Source organism: Paenibacillus pasadenensis DSM 19293, assembly GCF_000422485.1.
Classification (GTDB): Bacteria; Bacillota; Bacilli; order Paenibacillales; family Paenibacillaceae; genus Paenibacillus_O; species Paenibacillus_O pasadenensis.
In genome coordinates this window covers 1-17797 of record NZ_AULW01000060.1, presented here as the reverse complement: position 1 = coordinate 17797, position 17797 = coordinate 1, and the positions used below count along the sequence as shown (strand labels likewise).

11 protein-coding genes and 1 pseudogene are annotated in these 17797 nt (G+C 63.4%); 2 read left to right on the top strand and 10 right to left on the bottom strand.

The window, feature by feature from the left end:
- Position 1: 1 nt before the first annotated feature.
- Positions 2–370: a GntR family transcriptional regulator gene (locus H582_RS0109030; protein WP_028598290.1), complete on the bottom strand. Its 369-nt coding sequence runs from the start codon at positions 368–370 to the stop codon at positions 2–4.
- Positions 371–543: 173 nt separating this feature from the next.
- Here H582_RS0109030 and H582_RS30855 point away from each other — a divergent pair, with 173 nt between their 5' ends.
- On the top strand, positions 544–1158 hold the full coding sequence (locus tag H582_RS30855; protein ID WP_127464516.1) for a type II toxin-antitoxin system PemK/MazF family toxin: 615 nt from the start codon (positions 544–546) through the stop codon (positions 1156–1158).
- 365 nt (positions 1159–1523) lie between these two features.
- Here the strand turns inward: H582_RS30855 and H582_RS26710 are convergent, their stop codons facing one another.
- The 9 genes from H582_RS26710 to H582_RS0108985 all read right to left on the bottom strand — a co-directional run bounded on the left by H582_RS26710 (position 1524) and on the right by H582_RS0108985 (position 17096).
- Complete coding sequence (locus H582_RS26710; protein WP_127464515.1) at positions 1524–7127, bottom strand: 5'-nucleotidase C-terminal domain-containing protein; 5604 nt, start codon at positions 7125–7127, stop codon at positions 1524–1526.
- Entirely contained in the window at positions 7124–7672 is a 549-nt protein-coding gene (locus tag H582_RS29940; RefSeq protein ID WP_255309744.1) for a lamin tail domain-containing protein, read from the bottom strand. The genes H582_RS26710 and H582_RS29940 overlap by 4 nt, the downstream gene beginning before the upstream one ends.
- Before the next feature lie 621 nt (positions 7673–8293).
- Positions 8294–9118, bottom strand: a complete 825-nt coding sequence (locus H582_RS0109015; protein WP_028598289.1) for a hypothetical protein — start codon at positions 9116–9118, stop codon at positions 8294–8296.
- A gap of 349 nt (positions 9119–9467) precedes the next feature.
- Positions 9468–11963, bottom strand: a complete 2496-nt coding sequence (spoIIE, locus tag H582_RS0109010; RefSeq protein WP_028598288.1) for a stage II sporulation protein E — start codon at positions 11961–11963, stop codon at positions 9468–9470.
- Between the two features lie 596 nt (positions 11964–12559).
- On the bottom strand, positions 12560–13378 hold the full coding sequence (locus H582_RS26705) for a type II toxin-antitoxin system PemK/MazF family toxin (RefSeq protein WP_043111135.1): 819 nt from the start codon (positions 13376–13378) through the stop codon (positions 12560–12562).
- Between the two features lie 200 nt (positions 13379–13578).
- Positions 13579–14352: a hypothetical protein gene (locus tag H582_RS26700; RefSeq protein ID WP_043111134.1), complete on the bottom strand. Its 774-nt coding sequence runs from the start codon at positions 14350–14352 to the stop codon at positions 13579–13581.
- Entirely contained in the window at positions 14342–15835 is a 1494-nt protein-coding gene (pilM, locus tag H582_RS0108995; RefSeq protein ID WP_028598287.1) for a pilus assembly protein PilM, read from the bottom strand. The genes H582_RS26700 and pilM overlap by 11 nt, the downstream gene beginning before the upstream one ends.
- Before the next feature lie 16 nt (positions 15836–15851).
- Positions 15852–16610 (bottom strand): prepilin peptidase, encoded by a 759-nt coding sequence (locus H582_RS0108990; RefSeq protein WP_028598286.1) that lies wholly within the window; start codon positions 16608–16610, stop codon positions 15852–15854.
- Between the two features lie 3 nt (positions 16611–16613).
- Positions 16614–17096 (bottom strand): prepilin-type N-terminal cleavage/methylation domain-containing protein, encoded by a 483-nt coding sequence (locus H582_RS0108985; RefSeq protein ID WP_043111133.1) that lies wholly within the window; start codon positions 17094–17096, stop codon positions 16614–16616.
- 549 nt (positions 17097–17645) lie between these two features.
- Here H582_RS0108985 and H582_RS32790 point away from each other — a divergent pair.
- Positions 17646–17797, top strand: a pseudogene (locus tag H582_RS32790) (IS256 family transposase); the annotation flags it as partial.

Below are 17797 nucleotides of genomic sequence, written 5' to 3'. Positions count from 1 at the left end.
CTCAGCCCCTCCCTTTCTCCTGAATGATGGCCGCCAGCCGGCCGCTGTCGATGCCGAGCTTCTCCGCCTCGCGCAGCAGCGGCACGACGTACTGCTCGTAGAACTGCTCCCTGCGTCTTTCCATCAAGCGCTCCCGCGCCCCTTCCGCCACGAACATGCCGATCCCTCTCTTCTTGTAGAGAATGCCTTGATCCACCAAAAGATTGACGCCCTTGGCCGCAGTCGCCGGATTGATGCCGTAGAACTGGGCGAAATGCGTCGTCGAAGGCGCCTGCCCTTCCTCCGGGAGCGATCCGTCTACGATGTCGTCCTCGATCTTCTCCGCGATCTGCTGAAAGATCGGCCTCCCGTCATCCTTGAGAAAGCTCAACTTGCCTCACCACCACATTGGTTAATTACTCATGTAACTAACCATATAACCTATGCGGGAGAATGTCAAGGGATGCGGGCGCAACATTCATACAAGGAAATCAAAATCAGATTAGTTTGTAATATTTGGATCTGCATGATATTTTCAATTCACATGCATAGAGGAGGTAAGAGATGACGATTTTAAAGGAAGACGCTCATTGGCATAGCATTTTAAAGGAGAGAATCGCTGATTTAGAACGTACCATTGAAAATATGGGACTAAAACGAGGAAAAATATTTTTGGAATGGATGGAAACTCAAAACAAGTACCTAAAGTGGGAAACAGGTTTTGAACCATCGAAGCTCCGAAAATATAATCGTGGAGAGATCATCTTTGTCAATTTTGGGTTTAATCCAGGATCGGAAATCGGGGGACTTCATTATGCAGTCGTAGTGGATGAAAATGAGAAATCAAATCCGGTCGTAAATGTCGTGCCTCTCGGATCTCTTGAGAATAGCCAACCTAGGAGTATCTTACATAAGCATGAAATATATATAGGAGTTTTGGAAGATCTTAATGGAAAAGAGGCTTTTGCTATTCCAAACCAATTACAACCGATTAGCAAACTACGGATCTACAAGCCAAGAAGAGCTGCTGATAAAGTGTTTAAATTGCCCGCACCATTTTTAGATTTAATCGATAATAAAATTTTGGAACTGTTTACACCCAGATATTCGTCGGCTATCAAACTAATGGAGCAGGCAACTAATACAGCAGCTGCAAGCCGAGAAAATGACTCACAATAAACTATTGCATTTATCTAAAGATATATGCTATAATGTCTGGAGCGCCTTAAACAATGCCCTTTGGACTTTGTCCACTGCGGTCCTAAAAAGATTAAACGTACTTTAAAAGAGAAGACCGTCCCCTTAGGGGACGGTCTTCTTCGTCCTAAATTCCGAAAAGTAGTTCTCATTAACTGTTAATAATTTTACCTGTTGGATAATGGAGTCATCGGGAAGTCCCTTCCTCTAGATTGTCTTCCATCACCTAAAAGATGCAGCTGCCTCCATTTCAGCACATGTGGATCAAAGGAAACTCTCATTGAACGCAATAAAACGAACCGCTCTTCGGAAAAATCCCGAGGAGCGGTTCGTTTTTACAGGGATGTCTATTCGAACGAAGCTTGGGCCAGCAGGCGCTGCAGGAGCGCGGCGCTCTCGGCGCGAGTCGCGCCGGCGAGCGGCTGGAAGCGGCCCTGGTCGTCGCCTTGGATGAGGCCGTAGCGGCTAAGCTCCGCCGCTGCTGCCTGGGCCCACGAGGCGATGCGGCCGCTGTCGGCGAAGGCGACGGCTTCCGCTTGCGGAGCGGAGGCCTGGCGCCCGGCCAGCTGCACGGCGCGCAGCGTCATGACCGCCATCTCTTGGCGGGTGATGCGCTGCTGCGGACGGAAGCTGCCGTCCTCGTAGCCGCCGATCAGGCCCGCCTCGGCAGCGGCGGCGATGCCGTCCGCGTACCAGGCTCCCGCCGCGATGTCGGTGAACGATGCGGCGGAGCCGGCGGTCAGGCCGAGCGTGCGGGCCAGCAGCACCGCGAACTCGGCGCGCGTCACGGCATCGCCCGGAGCGAACGCCGAAGCGGTCTTGCCGGCGACGATGCGCTTGCCGGCCAGCTCTTGCACCGCCGCGGCGGCCCAGTGGCCGCGCATGTCGGCGAAGGCGGCGGCTGCGCCGCCCAGGGCGACATAGCTGCTGTTGCCGCGGCTGAAGAAGACGATCTGGCCGTCCTGCACGATGAACGGGACCGGCACGTAGGCCAGCTGGCCGGAGGCGTCGGAGCTGAGGCGCACGATCGCCGTCACGGCTGCAGTGTCAGCGAGGCTGAGCGAGCGCGGAACGTAGGAGCCGAAGCGGTTCGGCTCGGACGTCTTGCCGTCGACCGTCAGCGCAAGCTCGTACTCGGCAGCGCCGATTGCCGGCAGTCCCGCAGCCTTGGCGAGGTCGAGGCCTGCCTGGCCGCTGCCGATCTTGACGGTCAGCGCGGCGTCGGCGGCACCTTTGGCCAGCGACTCCAGCAGCGCGCGGGTAAGGACGTAGCTGCCCTGCGGCGAGGATACGGCTGCCTCGCGGAAGCTCGGCGCGCCCAGCAGGGCGGCGACCGTGCCGGAAGCGAGCGTCACCTCGGTCCGGTCGAAGGAACCGGCTGCGGATGCAGCGATGGTCAGCTTGCCGTCGGCTGCGGCTTGCAGCGCGGCAAGCGCCTGCTCCGCTCCGACGGTCACGGTTCCGACGGTCAGGCCCGCCTGTTCGCTCAGCTGCAGCGGGGCGGCGATCTCCCCTGGCTTGGCTGTAGGCGCAGGCGTTGTCGAAGCCGTCGGCTGCGGCGTCGCCGTGCCTGTCGGTGTTGCTGTCGGCGTTGGCGTCGGCGTTGTTGTCGATGTCGGCGTTGGCGTCGGATCGACCGGCAGCGGGCTGCCTTTCAGGTCGATGATGCGGCCCGCCGGAGCCGTGCTCTCATCGATCGTTTTCTTTTCCTTCAGATAGGTTTCCATCACTTCATAGTCCGGCAGATAGAGCGGCACGACTCGGCCTTCGTTGTAGGCCTTGGCCAGAGAGTCGTAGAAGTCGCCGCCGCGCGCGGTGAAGGCGTTGGTCGCGAGCTCGTAGGTCGCGTCCTCCTTCATGGCGATGTAGCTGCCGTCCGGCTGCAGCGTCTCGATCTTGACGACGCGCGAGCCGGCAGGCTTGAGCGAGTCGTAGTAGAAGCGCATGCCCGCCACATGCGGGAAGCGTCCATCGGAGGCCGGAAGCTTGGAAACGCCGTTTTCGAGCGCCTCGCGGATTTCCTTGCCGGTCAGCTTGACGGTGACGAGATCGTTGTTGAACGGAAGCACCGTCAGCACCTGGCCGAGCGTAATCGTGCCGGCCTCGATCGAGGCGCGGATGCCGCCGCCGTTCTGCAGCGCGAGCGTCGCGTTCGCGCCCGCTTTGCGGGCTGCGCTCAGCATGCCGTCGGCGATCAGGCGGCCGAGGTTCGTCTCCTTGGTGCGGACGTCATCGCGGACGCCGTTCAGCACGACGGTCGACTTCGCGACTTCCTCGCGTCCGAGCGCGTCGATGCCCGGCTTGTAGTCCTGCTTCAGCAGCGCCTCCGCTTCGGGATCGTTCGCCAGTACATAGGCGCTGCCGTTTTTCTCCTCGATGGAGATGAGCTTGTCGGCGTATTCGGAGATGACCCCTTCCTTGTCGAAGGCGACATCGAGGCGGCCGAGGAACTGGCCCTTCTCTCCCGTCTGCACGATCAGCGTCGGCGCTGCGAACGTGCGGTCCACGACCGCTTGCTCGAGCTTGGTGTGCGAGTGGCCGCCGACGATGACGTCGATGCCTGCCACCGCTTGCGCCAGCTCAATGTCCTCCTCGTAGCCGAGATGGGACAGGGCGATGATCTTGTCGATGCCTTGCTCCTGCAGCTGCTTGACGGCGGCTGCGGCGCTAACGGCCGGATCGGCGAACGTCACCGCTCCCGGAGACGCGATGTTGGCCGTGTCCGGCGTCGTCAGGCCGATCAGGCCGATCTGCTCGCCGCCGATTTCCTTGATCATCGTCGGATAGATCTTGCCTGCTGCCGCTTGTCCGGCTCCCGCCGCCGGGCGGACGAACGCCTGCAGCGCCGCTTCGCCAGAGAAGTCCACGTTGGACGAGACGAACGGGAACGCCGCGCCCTGCACGAAACGGGCCAGCACATCGGCGTTTTTGTCGAACTCATGGTTGCCGAACGTCATGGCGTCGTATTTCATCAGGTTCATGAACGCCAGATCGGCCATGCCTTCGTACTTGTTGAAATACAGCGTGCCGGAGAACACGTCTCCCGCATCGACGAGCAGCGGATTGACCGCGCTCGCGCGCTGCTCCTTGACCGCCGTCACGCGGCGGGCGACGGACGACGGCGCGCTCGTCGTGTCGAGGTTGGCATGCGTATCGTTCGTATGCAGCAGCGTCATGCGGAAGTCCGGCTTCGGCGCCGGCGTCAGATCGATCTGCGCGAGCACCGGATCATGGTCGGAGACGCGTCCTCGCGATTCCGGGAAGTCGGCGTTCAGGTGAACGACGTCGACCTTGGAGCCGACCAGCAGGTTGCGGCTGACGAGGATGTGGTCGAGCACCTGCGAGTTGCCGTCGTACGTGTACGTGTACTGCTGCTCGGCCGGCAGCGTGTCGATCAGGTTCGCCAGCTCGCCGCCTTTGAGGACCTTTGCCGTCTTGGTGAACTGGAAGTCGTTGAGGTCGCCGGTGACGACGACGTTCGCTTCCGGATTCGCCTGGACGATGGTCTTCACAAAGCCGTTCACGACGGCGGCGATTTTGTGGCGCTGGGTCTCGCTGGACAGGATCGGCGGCTGCGCCGCGCCGAACGGCCCCTGGTCGCCGCCCTTGGAGTTGAAATGGTTCGCGATGACAATCACCTTGCGGCCCTGGAACACGAACTGCGCGGCCAATGGCTTGCGCGAGGCTTTGAACGCGTCGTTCGCCGGGTCGACGCGGCCCGGGTTGAGCGTCAGCGAGTCGGAAGCGGCATCGTAGGCCGTCGCTTCCGTTGAGCCGCCTTTGCGGCCCTGCACGCTGTCCGCCAGCTGTACGCGCTCGGCGTTGTACAGGAAGCCGACGCGGATGTTGCCGTGCGGCGCGCCGCCGTCCATGTCGTAGACCGGAGCGACATCGACGTATGTGTACGTCGGTCCGCCCTTGGCAGCGATCGCTTCGATCAGCTTCGTCGCGTCCGCTTCGACGATGTCTCCCTCGCCTTCGCCGTTGCGGTCCTGCATCTCGATGACGGTGATGATGTCAGGCGCCTTGAGGTTATGGGCGATGGAGTCGCCGAGCTTCTCGATCTTCTCCGCCTTGACGCCCGGGTAGAAGTTCTCGATGTTGTAGCTGGCGACGAGCAGCTTGTCGCCCTCCGGCTGCAGCGTCGTCGTCTCCTGGGCAAAGGAGCTCGTCTCGATCGCAGGCAGGCTGCCCGGCGCCGGGATCAGCTTGAAGTTGCCGGCATGGTAGCCGAGCGCGCCTACGACGTCGCCGGCGAAGCGGTCGCCGGTGCCGACCTCGAAGCCCGGATTGGACGAGAGGATCAGGACGCGCTGCGGGTTGTAGTCCTTGTACGCGCCAAGCGCCAGGCCGCCGGCCGGCGTCACGAGATCGGCGCCGCCGTTGTCGATGCGCGTCGCGATCGTGTACAGGCCGCTGCTGATCCAGTACGGGCTCGTGATGACCGGAGCCGGAGCTTGGACGCGCATGCCCTCGAGCGACTCGAAGAAGTCGATCGCATCGTTCTCCGGATCAAAGACGGTCATATTGTCATCGTCGATCGTCGGCGTCGGAATGACGCGCCCTCCGGCGCCGAGCACGACCGGAGCCGGCAGCTCATGGCCGCTCTCCAGCACGGAGATGCTGGCCAGCGCGAGCTGCGTCGTCGTCAGGTTCGCCGGCAGCCCTTCGTTGTACTCGTCGATCTTGCCGCTGACTTCGACGACATCGCCGACAGCCGGCTTTTTGGACGCATCCGTGCTGTATACGAACAGTCCCTCAGAGGTGGCCGGGTCATTGTCCGGCTCCAGCGTCTGGATGTAGAAGCCCTTGTAGGACGGGGTCGCGCTCGCCAGATTGTAGCCGAGCTGCGTGACGACGCCCTTCACGCCCTGGATCGTCTGGCCGACGAACGGGGAAGCGTGGCCCTTGCCTTGAATGTCGCGGATGCCGACCTCTCCCGCCAGCTGGTAGGAGAAGGAAAGCGTCTCGGTGCGCTGCTCGCCGTCCGTGGCGAACGCCCGGATCGTCATCGCCCGGTCGACGAGGATCGACTCCTCGTAAAGGGGGCTGGATGCGGTCGGCTCGGAGCCGTCGGTCGTGTAGCGGATCGGCAGGTCGCCGGCCGGCACGCTCAGAGCCACGCGGGTTCCAGGAGCGACGATGCCGCCGGCTGGGCTCGCGAGCACGGTGAACAGCTGGTCGACCAGCATGCCGTCATGCAGCGGCACGAGCTGGTAGATGCCCTGGTACTGCTTGACGACGCCGATGACGCGGTCAAAGGCTGCATTTTCCTTGACCTTGGCCGAGCTGGAGAAGATGGCGAAGCTGGTGTCGGAGCCGGCCTGCTTGGCCGACCAGGTGCTGCCGGACTTCGCTCCGATCGTCACATTGTCGATGGAGATGAACTGCGCTTCCAGCGCCTCGCCGGCCGGAGCGGCCAGCTGCTCCGGCGTGACGGCGCGGATCGCCGGCACCGGCTGGTCGCGCTCCAGGATCTCGAGGCTCAGTCCGGCTGCAGGCTTCAGCTCCTGCAGGTTGTTGTAGTGGACCATCTCGCCCTGCACGCTGACCCGGTCGCCCGCGCGGAGCTGGTCCGGATAGTCATACAGCACGATGGCGGCGGTATTGTCTTGGAGATAGACTTCCCTGCCGTTAACGGCGGTAACGACGCCCTCCGTCCAGACGTTGCGTCCGACCGGAGCGAGGCGGGCGTCGGCGACCGACTGCTTGGCCAGCACATCATAGGCCAGGTCGCGGGAGATGCTTCCTTCTGCGCCTTCTTTGGCGGCATAGGTGTGGAAGGTGACGGACTCCGTCAGCACGATCGGGCTGGTGAAAGCGCGATACGTGGAATCGGCGGACGTCGAGTAGTAGACGGACGCGCCAGCCGTCGCCGTCGACAGCGTCACCGCCGTGCCGGCCGGCCATGCGTTCGGAGCCGGGCTGCCCGTCACGGGCTGGACCGTCACGACCGACGGCACGTCGGACGGGGAGGCGCTGTTGCGCGGAGCCGGAGATCCGACTTCAAAGTCGGTTGCGTTGTTGTCCGTATCCTGGCCGCGGTCGTGTTGGACAGATTGCCCGTCGGGCCTGCGCCTTCGAACAGATTCGCCGCCGTGCCGTAACCAACCAGATCGACGACGGCGCCAGTGGCGTTGGACAGGCGGACCTTGCCGCTAGCGGCGGCCAGGTTCAGCGTTCCGGTCGCATCCGGCGTCGGCAGCGCCGCTCCGTTCGCTCCTCCGGAATGCTTGGTCAGGAAGTAGCCTCCGGGAGGAATGGAGCCCGAAAGCGTGAGAACATTGCTGTTCGGGGTGGTCGCGGGGAAAATGCCCGTGGAACTGGCATAGTCGAGCTTCCAGTCCGCAAGGCTCACCGTCTCGCTTGTAGGATTGTACAACTCGATGAAGTCGGCGTTGGGGTGAGAAGGCAAATTCGTCAGCTCCTTGAGGATAATAGAGGATATTGCGTTTATTATAGCGGAAAATTTTAGCTTGCATAGATGAATATTCATCATGAATATCATTAGTTTTTTGTAAATGAGATGCAAATTGATTCAAAGATGAATGAAAATAGATGCAGAATGTTTTCAAATTCATATGAATTCAGGCTTCCGATGGTGAAATGTCAGGTTTTCAGCGGCCACTTCATTTTGAACTAAAATTTTGGCGAGGGCCGGGTTGTTCGCTTCGCGCAAGGGGCAACGGGATGCAAAGGCCGTCTTGTCCTTCGTTGAACCCTAGGTCCCGAACGGCAGCGGACAGCCCGTTTGAGCGCTCGCCGCCCCTCTCCGTCCGACGCCTGACAGGAGAAGGCAATGAAAAAAACCGGCAGCCCGAATGGGGGCTGCCGGTCGGCAAGGTCTGGCGCGTCGCCGCATGAGGCGCCGGCCAGGATGCTGGCTCTATGCGCCTTAAAAGGCGCTCGCTCGATGAGCGCTGGCTCGGGGCGCCGCATAAGGCGCCCGCTCGGTAGGGCGGACTCGGCGCCGGATGAGGCGCCGAGCGAGATATGGAATCGCGGAGCCTTGGCGCGGCGGGCGGACGGCTGACCGCTCCGGACCCGGCGAGGCTCGGCGTCGAATGGATAAGTTCGGGAAGCTATTCGGTTGTCGCTCCCGGCTCCGGCGCCGGGCTCAGCGGGGCTTGCCGCCGCGCGCCTCCTTTCCCGGAGGTCGCCCCGGCCTCACGAGCCGCAGGCGTCCTTCCTCGCCGCCGCATGGGCTGCGCACCGGTCCGCGCCGCCTTCGGAGCGCCTGGGCGGCGCGGCTTCGTCGCCGCCCGCTCCCCGCCGCCGCAAGCACGTGGGGGGCGAGCCGCTCCAGCTGGCCGGCAGACGCCCGGCCCAGCGGCAAGGCTCCCGGCGCGGCATCCCCCTGCCGCGCCTCCGCCGCGCCGCCCGTGCCCGGCGGCGCCATGCCTCCGGCGGCGCGGCCACGCCCGCCGCCGTGCGGCTGCGCCGGCGGCTTCGCCACGAGCTCCAGCTGCGCGCGGGAGCTCGTCCGCTCCGCCGCCGCCGTCCTCGCGCCGCCCGCTCCGCCCGGGCGGCGCCCGCCGGCTGCGGCTGCCGCGGGCATCCAGCCCTCGGCATAGCCGGAGCGCTCGGCCTCGCGCTCCGCCTGCGCGGCCGCCGCCGTCTCCATGAGCGCCGCGGCGAACGCGCGCTGCGCCATCCGCTCCTCCGCGGTCCACAGCCGCTTGCCGCGCTTCTTGTCCGCCGCGAGCCGCATCCGTTCCATCTCGCGCATCAGCAGCTCCTCGAGGCGCAGCTCCTCGAGCCGGGCCTCCGCCTCGCGGCGCTTTTCCCGCTCCTGCTCCCGGCGGCGGCGCGCCGCCTCCAGCTGCTGCTGCTCCTGCAGACGCAGCTGCTCCTCGAGCCTCTGCTGCTGCTTCTGCTGCAGGCTTTCGCGCTTCTTGCGGGAACGGGCGCTGCCCGGGTTTCTGCGGATAAGAGTGGTCATGATCGAATTCCTCCTTTGATTGGTCGAGCGGTTGATCTATGCTCAAGGTTCCGGCGGACCGCCCTCTGCGGCTCTGCCGTACGCGATTCGCGCCATGCGGCCCGGCGCCGCCATGTCCGTCCCTAACGCCCGTCATCCACCAGATGTCCGTCCGTCCTTGCCTTGCATCGCCGATTACATGTCCGTCCCTAACGTCCGTCATCCCTCGGATGCCGGCCCTTCCCTGCCTCGCATCGGCCATCGCGGACCCGTCCCTGCCGGTCGTCCTCCACCAGATGTCCGTCCCTGCCGGCCGATGCCGCGGGCGCTCCGTCCTGTCTCCGCTCTGCCTCGCCGCCTGCCTGCCGCCCTAGCTCACCGTGCGCGGCCGCTCCAGCTTGCTGAGGCCCGGCCAGCGGAACGTCGCCCACTCCGGCAGATGCTTGTCCACCTGGGCCACGACGACCGTCATGTCGTCCACGATCTCGCCCTTATACTGCCGCACGACGCGCTCGAGCAGCATGTCCGCGATCAGCTGCGGGTCGTCCGTCGCCATCTCCTGGATGATGCGCTTCATCCACAGCTCCTTGTTGACCGCATGGCCCGGGGCGTCGTAAATGCCGTCCGTCATCATGATGAGCGTGTCGCCCGGCTGCAGCTGCATGCGGATGAGGTCGACGTCGATGTCCTGCAGGATGCCGATCGGCAAGTTGTTGGCGGCCACCGGGATGACCTCGCTGCCGCGCTTGATGAAGCTCGGCGTCGAGCCGATCTTCATGAATGTCGTCTGCGCCGTGTACAGGTCGATCAGCGCCACGTCCACCGTGGCGAACATCTCGTCGGGCGAGCGCAGCATCAGCACCGAGTTGACCGACTTGATCGCGAGCTGCTCGTCCATGCCCGACTGCAGCAGCTGCTGCAGGATGCTGAGCGCCGTGCTGCTCTCCAGCCGCGCCCTTTCCCCGTTGCCCATGCCGTCGCTGATCGCGACCGCGAACTTGCCGTTGCCGAGCTCGACCGTGCTGAAGCTGTCTCCCGACAGCAGCCCGCCGCCCTTCGCCGCGCCGGCGATGCCGGTCGCGACCTCGTACTCCTTGGCCGAGCCGAAGCGCAGCAGCCGGGGCTCGCCGTTTTTCAGCGGCTCCCGCTCCGCCTTCACCGCCACATGCTCGCCCAGAATGTCGCTGAGCAGCGGCGCAATAATTTTGCGGCCCTCGTCGTGTCCCTGCGGGAAAGTATGATAAACCTCAATCTCCACATTCCCTTCCTCGAGGCTGATGATGTCGATGCCGTGGATGGACAGCCCGAGCGCCTCCAGCGCGTCGCGGATCTGCTCCTCCTGCAGATGCAGCTGCTGCCCCTCGCGCTGGATCTCCCTCGCCAGATCCTCCATGATCTGCGAGACGCCGGCCAGCTGGTCAGCGACCAGTTGACGCGATTCGAAGATTTGCCGCTTCCAGTGCAGATCGTGCTTGTAGCGCTCATGCTGCTGCTGCAGGGCGTTCATGACCGGATGCGTCTTGCTGCAATGGCTCGTCCACGTCCTCGGCATGTCTTTTTTGCCGGTATACTCCCCCTCGTCGATCGTCGTCATCATCTCGGTCATCATCTTGTAGGTGTCCATGAACTTCGAGCTCCAGCACATGTCCTTGCGGTGGCAGCTGGCGCATACTTTGGAGGAGGCGGCATTCATGAAATGCTCGAGCTCCTCCTCGGCCGGCTTTTGCGGAGCGGCCGTATTGAGCTGCCCGAAGCTGCTCGCCAGCTGGCGGAACACTTCCGAGAACTGCGTCACCCGCTGCGCCGTCACTTCCCGAACGCGTTTCGCATACTCATGCTGCGACTTCACATGCTCGCTCGTGCCCGGCACGTAGCGGGAGATCGTCTTCACGACGAGCTTCGGCGTGAGCAGGAACAGCGCGGCGGCGACGACCGATTCCCAGGTGCTCGCCATGACGTCCATCCCTCCGCCTACATATAAGGAAAGGATCGACGTGCCGAGCAGCATGCCGAACGCGACGGCCATCCTTCCGCCTTCCTTCAGCAGCCCCGCAAGCAGTCCCGAGAAAGCCAGCAGGCTCATCTGCACGACCGCGTTCAGATTGGCGAGGCTGAGGATGAGGCCGGCGACGACGCCGACCGACGCCCCGAGCGGCGCGCCTCCCGCAAAGGCGAACAGCAGCAGCATGTAGCGGGAGAGGATATGCTCGAGCGACAGCCCTTGGATGCTCCACCCGACCGCCCCCGTCATGACCGACGCCATCAGGATCATGAGGCAGATGATCTCCTCGTTCTTGAGCGAGTTGCTCTTGCGCGTCATCGTCAGCACCGGGATCGCCTGCACGAACACCAGCGTCAGGACGAACGCGAGCGCCGACTCTACGCCGACCATCATCAGGTCGTACCAGCCGAGCGTCCCGTGCACGAACGCCCCGAACAGCTTCACGACGAGCGTCGCCAGGAACACGAGGATCGGCGCCTGCGACAGCTCCGCCTTCTCGTACACCTCCAGTCCCTTCAGGAGCAGGAACAGCACCGCGATCTCCATCGCGATCGGAATCGCGCTCGGCGTCGCCGCCAGCAGGCTGCCGGCGACGAGCGACACGGCCGTCAGCTTGTACATGTCCCTGCGCAGGAAGTAGATGACCGCGAAGTACGCGGGAGCGAACGGCATCAGGTTTTCCAGGATGACCGCCCGACCGAGCAGGAAGCCGACGACAGCGAGCAGGATCGTCCAGCGCTTCGCGGCGATCAGCTGGAATACTCTCCACTGGGCCGCCCTTTCCCTCCCTCTGCGCAGCGCCTCCGCCGCGCGGCTTGTCCGAGGCTGGCCGGGGAACAAAACAACGTTGGCCTTTTCCTTCATTTCGGCACCACCATTTCCGCCTTAGTGTAGGTCTGATTATAGGGGCCGGTTTTTATGAAGTTTGTCAGAACAAGGCTTCTGCCCGAAAGTTTTTTCCGACACGCGGCGCGTCCGGGTCGAGCCGCCCGCGCCGCGCTGTCGGCTGGGGGCGCGAGCCCTTGCCCCGCAAGCGCTCCGGGTCGTTCGGAGAGCGGCCTGGCAGCCGCGGCGAAGCTCCCCTCGCGCGGATGATGCGGTGCTTCACCCCGTTTAGCTTCACTCGGGACGCGTCGAATCGCAGTGGGTTCGTGTCGGGATTGATGGGACGGAGGGGAAAAGTTTTTGGCATACGCGGGTATAAGGCGAATCGGGGGACGGCGGAGTCGAAGCCTCGGGGGCGGATGCTGTCCGCGCACGACGCCGGGCCGGGGCGGGCCAGCCGCGAGAAGCTCGAGGGCATGAGGCTTTGGGGGGCAAAAAGAAAACCCCCAAGGCGGATGCCTTGGGGGTTTTTCGCTCGAACGAGCTCGTTTGAAATCATGTTTCGTTTTCCCGAACGGGAGCTATGTAGAACATTCGTATCCTATGATAGCGCGTCGGCTGTAGGCTGTCAATGCTTATGAAAGCTGTCCGACCGCCGCTTCGGCGGCCATCTGTCCGGTCTGCTTCAAGGCGAGGATGGCTTCCGCCTCAGCCTGCTGGAGCGGATCGCGCGAGATCAGGCCGCGGACGAGCCTCCTCCGCTCCCCGAACGGCATCTCGATCGCCTGGAGCGGAATCGCCTTCATCGTCTTGCTCCAGGGGAGCTGGTAGAGGAGCAGGCTGTGGTGCAGGCCGTAGGCGACCGGGACTTCCAGATCGGAGCGGTTGTCGTCGCTGAGGCCGAACGGGATATGGCTGCCCAGCTCCTTTTCGATGACGCTTCTCAGCGTCGGCTGCTTCAGCAGCGTCTCATGGAACAAGGCCAGCACCTGCCGCTGCTGCCGGACGGTCAGCGACACGTTGACGAGCCGGCCCGCAGCGTTGCGCTTCTTGACCGGCTCGATGAGGCTCCGGCGCGACACGGTCGTCAGCTGGTTGATCATGATCGCCGTATCCTCGGCCGGCAGCGTGTCGACCGGACCGATGGCGAACTTCGGATGCTTCACCTTGCTGCTCAGGGGAAAAACGCTCAGGTTCGAGCTGTGCGCCGGCGCGTCCCACACGACGGCATAATGGGGCTCGTTCATGAGATGGCCGATGCCGATGAAGCTGACGAGCACGATATCGAATCGGTCGAGCAATGGCTTGTAGACGGTCTTGCCGCGTTCATCCGTTCCTTGGGACAGCACTTTGGCTTCGGCGTTGATGAGGCGTTCGAACTGATCGACGAGCTTGTCCTGCAGCTCGCGGTCGAGGCGGCCGAATGTCTCATGGCCGTTCAGGCATTCATGCACGTTGGGGTCTCTCCTCCGGGGACTTAATCGGGCCGCTTGCTCAAGAGCCGATTAGATCCACTATTTTTGTAAAGACGAATCTCTCTTCCCTCCTTACCCGCTTTCGTCCGCGCGACGCGAAAAAAGCCCTCCGGCAAGGCGCGCTTCGCATCGAAGCGCTTCTTGCCGGAGGGCGGGAGAGGAGAATCATCGAGCCGCGCTCAGGAGCGCGGCGGAGGCGAAGCGACGGAGGACTCCGCATAAGGCAGCAGCGGCGTCTCGACCCGGTCGCGGTACGTCGGCTGGAAATAGGCGGCGAACGTCAGCGGCACGGTCAGCTCCTGCTCGCTGCCGCAGCCGCAGGAGCTGCGGCTCAGCTCCAGCGACTCCAGCGTCGTCAGGCGGGTCAGTCCGTGCAGGCTTTGCACGTACTTCAGCACGGCGTCGTACGTTCCCTTGACGACGGCCGACACCTGCAGGCGCAGCGGCCCTGCGGCCGCCGCTCCCGCCGGCTGCGGCTCCGAGGACGGGGAGCCGCCGGCCGCCAGGCCCAGCTCGTCGGCGGACGGGGCGGCATCGCCTTCGGCCGCGGGGGCGCCTTCGCCGGGAGCGGCGGAGCGCTCGGCGGCCGGATCGGCGGACGGATCCGAGCGGAGCGGACGGGAGGCGGCCAGATCGCCGCTGAAGGCGATCGACACATGCTCCACGCCATTTTCGGCGCCGAGCTGCTCGAGATCGAGCACGAGCTGCTCTGTGTTGTCCCAGTACGGCAGCTCCGCCTGGACGCCTTCCACGGGGCGAATCTCCGCCTCCTCCCGGCGTTCCTGGAGCTTGGCGATCAGGATGTCGTTCAGCTTCTGCTGCGTGCCGAGCTCCGCCTCGAGCGAGGCGGCCTTTTCCTCCGCCGGCTTCAGCCCGTAGAGGAAGAACAGCAGCAGGCCGAGGAAGAGGATCGCGGACAGCAGCAAAATCCAGGAATTGCGTCTAGCTGCCATCGGCGGTCCCCTCCTTCGTAGGCTCGGTCGGCTTCAGGACGATCGTATAGGCCGCTGCATACGTCGGCGTCGCGTCGTTCTCGGCCCCTGTCTGCTCCTGCTTGATCGAAGTCAGCGTCGCCTGGTCCAGCCACTCGATCCGCCGGATATCGAACAGATAGCGGGAGGAATCCTTCATGCCGCCCAGCCGGACCGATACGCTCAGCTGCCCTCCGCTGCTGTAGGCGATGCTCTGCAGCTCCGCCCCCGTCGGCAAATAAAACTCGAGATCGCGCACGTAGCCGGTTGCATCCCGCCGCTGGGCCCGAATCTGCTCGGCCTGCTCGTACGGATCGGCTTCCGCTCCGCTGGCCTGCCGGTTCAGCCCGTCGAGCTGGCGCTGCAGCGCCAGCTGCTGCTGGCTCGCGTCCAGCAGCCGCTCCTGCGCGTCGGACGCCGCTTGCCGCTCGCCGACATAGCTGTAGCCGAGCAGCGCCGCGCAGGCGATCCAGGCGACCGCGAGCAGCGCCGCCGCCAGCGGCGCCAGCCGCTGCTCGCGGTCGACGCGCGGCAGCAGGTTAAGCCGGAGGATGCCAGATCCGCGGACGAGCAGCCCGGCCGGCACGACGTACGGCTCCGCGCGGCCGTCCAGGCTCTCGGCCGCAAGGCTGCCAGGCTCGGCGCCGCGGAACTCCACCTCCGGCAAAGCGGCGGCCAGCGACTGCCGCAGCGCCTCCGCCTGCTTGCCGGCACCGGTGATGACCGCCTGCCGGATGCGGGAGCGGCCTTCCTGCAAGCCGAATTCATAGAAGCTGAGCATGCGCGTGATCTCGGCGGTAAGCTCCCCGATGCGCAGGCCGCCCAGCTCCTGGTCCACGCCGTCCGCCTCGATCGAGCGCACGAATACCGGGTTGCCTTCGTGGAACATCGCGATTTCCGCCGCGGCTCCGCTTAGATGGACATGCATCCGCTCGCAGGGAGGCTCGTCGCCGAAGCCCGCCGCTCCTTGCAGCGCCGTCGCCACGATGCCCGTGCCGACGACGCGGATGCGCGCCTCCCGCAGCATCGCGACCAGCGGCTCGATCCAGCTGCGGGGCGCCGCGTAGACGAGCGCCTGCGCGCTTTCCTCGCCTTGCTCGAGCAGGACATAGTCATAGACCGGATGCTCGAACGGCAGATGCATGACCGTCTCGACTTCCAGATGGATCAGCTGGCGCAGCTCGCGGTCGCTCGCCGCCGGCAGCGCCATCCTGCGTACGATGACCTGGGAGGTCGGCACCGCCAGCACGGCGACCGCGCCTTGCAGCTTGCGCTCCCGCGCCCACTCCCGGATCGAGAGCCGCAGGCTTTCTTCGTTGACGATGGCGTCCTGCGCGATCAGTCCCGGAGGGAACGGAAAAAATCCGGCCTGCTCCGGATCCAGTCCCTTCTTGCCGAGCGGAGCGTAACGGATTCCGGCGGCGTCGATCGCGATGCCGATCCGCTTTCTGCCTAGTGCGGGCATCCTTATCACATCCTGCCTACTTGAATAATTGAAGGTAGCTGCCGATCAGCGCATCCCCGTACCCGTACGCGATCAGCGCGCCGAGCATGAGGAAAGGGCCGAACGGCATCGGCTGGCGCAGCTTGCTCCGCCGCCGCAGCAGCAGGACGAGTCCTGCCGCCGTTCCGGCGAAGCTGCCGAGGAGCAGCGTCAGAAGCGCGCCTTTCCAGCCGAGCGCGAGTCCGATCAGCGCCAGCAGCTTGACGTCGCCCATCCCCATGCCTCCCCGGCTCAGCAGCGCGACTAGCAGCAGCACGCCGCCTCCGGCGATCGCCCCGAGCGCGTACTCCGCATAGGAGCGTCCGTCCGGCTCGAGCAGGCGCAGGAGCAGCAGCGGCGGCAAGAACGCCAGCAGCACCGCGTTCGGAATCCGCATGTAGCGGATGTCCGACACAGTCACGATGACGGCCAGGCTGGCGAGCAGCAGGCCGATCAGGCCCTGCGCCGTCAGGCCAAACCGCAGGTACGCCCAGACGAACAGCAGCGCGGCGGCCAGCTCGCCTGCCGGGTACAGCGGCGAGACTGGCGCCGCGCAGCTGCGGCAGCGCCCCCGGCTGAGCGCGTAGCTCAGCACGGGGACGAGCTCGCGCGCCGCGAGCCGATGCCCGCAGTGCGGGCAGGCGGACGGCGGTCGCACGACCGATTGGCCGAGCGGCACGCGCAGCGCCACGACATTGAAGAACGAGCCGCAGGCGAGTCCGAGCGCGAACAGGTAGAGGGAGATGAGGAGGGTCATGGGTTAGGGGGAAGTCGGTGCCGTTGTGCTTACTTCGCCTTCGCCTTTAAGTACATCACTGCCCTTGTAAAATTTTGTTGCTGCGCTAGCTCCACTTCCTGTCACTATTGAAACGTACAGCAACTGTCCATCTGACTGGAATTTCACAAGTCCACCATTGATTTTGTCTTTCGTGCTTGGAAGCGCGATATTTTTATCTAAATAACCTTTATCTTGGAGATCATCATCTGTAGCTGCGGTTGTCACAACCGGTACCTCAGCGTCTTTAAAGTCGCCATTCTTTTCGTTCGTTACGTACAAACGGGCAGCATCATAAATTTGTCTTGCCGTTTGGAAATCAGACTTCGCCCGGTTCTTTTCCAGTATATTTCCGATCAACGGAATCGCAATCGCCGCAATAATCCCCAGAATGACGATAACGGCCAGAAGCTCGATCAGAGTGAAGCCTTTCTCGTCCTTCTTCAACTTCTTCAAAATCGCTGTCATGTTTATTCCTCCTAATTAAATGATGACTTGAACCTCAGGGCATCCAGGGTTCACTGCATGCCCTGCAATAGAGATCGGGCTCGTACCTGTAACCCGATTTTTCCGGGTTACAGCCTCTTTCCCGTGACTTCGGGCACCTATACCCGATTTTCTCGGGTTGCAGCCTCTATTCCGTCACTTCGAGCACCTGTAACCCGATTTTTTCGGGTTACAGCCTCTTTTCCGCGACTTCGAGCACCTGTAACCCGATTTTTTCGGGTTGCAGCTCTGGCAACGCATCCCCAACTACCGAGTTACTCGGTTTTTCCGCGCAACTGCCACTCCGACGCGCCTCCTACCACCGAGTTACTCGATTTTTCCGCGCAACCGCCACTCCGACGCGCTTCCCACTACCCGAGTTACTCGGTTTTTCCGCGCAACTGCCACTCCGACGAGTTAAGTCCATATAATTGTGTAAAATGCTCCTGACCATAAAAAGAAAAGCCATGGTAGGACTCTCGGTTAGAATGGAAGTTGTCGAGACCAACATTCCAAGGAGAGTGCCTACACATGACTCAATACCAGATTACCGTAGATCAGGACATTTTGCACCAGCTGTTTATCGGAACCGATCGGGACGCGGGAGTGGCCCGCTTGTTGGAGACGGTGCTGAATCAGGTGCTGACAGCCCAGGCGACAGATCAGCTGGCGGCGCAGACGTA

Bases quoted from the DNA above. Each gene is read 5' to 3' on its own strand.
- H582_RS30855 (WP_127464516.1), top strand. From the start codon at position 544: ATGACGATTTTAAAGGAAGACGCTCATTGGCATAGCATTTTAAAGGAG.
- H582_RS29940 (WP_255309744.1), bottom strand. From the start codon at position 7,672: ATGAATATTCATCTATGCAAGCTAAAATTTTCCGCTATAATAAACGCA.
- H582_RS0109015 (WP_028598289.1), bottom strand. From the start codon at position 9,118: ATGACCACTCTTATCCGCAGAAACCCGGGCAGCGCCCGTTCCCGCAAG.
- spoIIE (WP_028598288.1), bottom strand. From the start codon at position 11,963: ATGAAGGAAAAGGCCAACGTTGTTTTGTTCCCCGGCCAGCCTCGGACA.
- H582_RS26700 (WP_043111134.1), bottom strand. From the start codon at position 14,352: ATGGCAGCTAGACGCAATTCCTGGATTTTGCTGCTGTCCGCGATCCTC.
- pilM (WP_028598287.1), bottom strand. From the start codon at position 15,835: ATGCCCGCACTAGGCAGAAAGCGGATCGGCATCGCGATCGACGCCGCC.
- H582_RS0108990 (WP_028598286.1), bottom strand. From the start codon at position 16,610: ATGACCCTCCTCATCTCCCTCTACCTGTTCGCGCTCGGACTCGCCTGC.
- H582_RS0108985 (WP_043111133.1), bottom strand. From the start codon at position 17,096: ATGACAGCGATTTTGAAGAAGTTGAAGAAGGACGAGAAAGGCTTCACT.